Origin of the sequence: Nostoc sp. UIC 10630 (assembly GCF_010747425.1) — a bacterium.
Lineage (GTDB): Bacteria > Cyanobacteriota > Cyanobacteriia > Cyanobacteriales > Nostocaceae > Nostoc.
The window spans coordinates 1-844 of sequence record NZ_JAAGOG010000468.1; the positions used below are offsets into that span (position 1 = coordinate 1).

An 844-nucleotide genomic window follows, 5' to 3' on the forward strand; every position below is an offset into this window, starting at 1 on the left:
TATAGGATTAGTATTTGATTTTTGAAAAAGCTCCGTACATCTGAAGAGACGGAAAATCAAAAGTAGTATTTTGAATGAACCACTCAAACATCCACTTTAGATGAGAGAATTTTGGAATTAAAGCACAAAAACGCCGCACCCAAGTTTTTGCCTGTAACCAGATGTCTTCTATAGGATTTTGGGAGGGGCAGTTAGGAGCAAAACGAATGCAGTGAATTTTCCATTGTTCTTGTGTTAACCCTTGATTAATAGATGCTAAAAATTTCTGGATTTCTTTTGACCGATGATAACTAGCACCATCCCAGAAAATTAGTAACTTTTGGTTAGGAGATTCGTTTAATAAATAGCTTAGGTAATCAATAGTATTTTTTGAATTAGCTGTATCATAGGTCTTCAACAACAATTTTTTATCTAGATAGTCAACTGCTCCATAATAAGTTTGTTTATCTCGTTCGTTGGTAATTGGAAGGGTAATTTCTGAGTCAGTTCTTCCCCAAACATAGCCAATGCTATCTCCCCAAAGTAAATGACACTCATCTAGTAGCAAGACTCTCAAAAGTCCTGCTTCTATTTCTTCTCGGTGGCTCGCCAACAGTGAAGATATCTCTTTTTTTTTACAGCAACAGCTTCCTCATTAGCTTTTGGATTTACAGCAGAAGTTTTCTTCCAACTAATTCCTGCCGCATCAAACAAGTCATAATAGCTGCGTTTTGATTCATAAATTACGTCATATTCAAAAGCTAGTTTATATTCAAGTTCACCAAGCTCCCAAATATTTTTTGTTTGTAGCCAAACTAGGACTTCTTCTCTTTGTTGTGTAGTTAAATAGCTTTTTTTACCCTTA

The 844-nt window shown here is 35.2% G+C and carries 1 pseudogene; it reads right to left on the reverse strand.

The window, feature by feature from the left end:
- Positions 1-7: 7 nt before the first annotated feature.
- Positions 8-844 (reverse strand): annotated as a pseudogene (locus G1O98_RS38420) (IS630 family transposase); the annotation flags it as partial.